Consider the following 231-nt stretch of genomic DNA (forward strand, 5'->3'; position numbering starts at 1 on the left):
CGTCCAGCCCGCGCGCTCGACGACGGCGGTCTTGTGCACGGAGTCGGTGGTCTTGATGGCGATGGCGGCCTTCTCGCCGCCGTGCGCGGAGAGTTCGCCGGCCGCCCGCTCGACTCCGGTGAGGAGGTTGTCCATGGGCAGCCGGACGCCGATCAGGCCGGTGGAGGCGACGGCGACCTCCGCGGCGCTCTCCCCCAGCACGTCGGCCGCCTTCTCGGCGGTGGCGTGGGT

At 74.0% G+C, this 231-nt stretch carries 1 protein-coding gene; it reads right to left on the reverse strand.

From position 1 onward, the window contains the following. Nucleotides 1–231: bifunctional ornithine acetyltransferase/N-acetylglutamate synthase (locus ACSNOK_RS36470; RefSeq protein ID WP_436784928.1), on the reverse strand; the 231-nt coding region annotated here is incomplete at both ends.

It is taken from the genome of Streptomyces sp. URMC 126 (assembly GCF_051386555.1).
Lineage (GTDB): Bacteria > Actinomycetota > Actinomycetes > Streptomycetales > Streptomycetaceae > Streptomyces.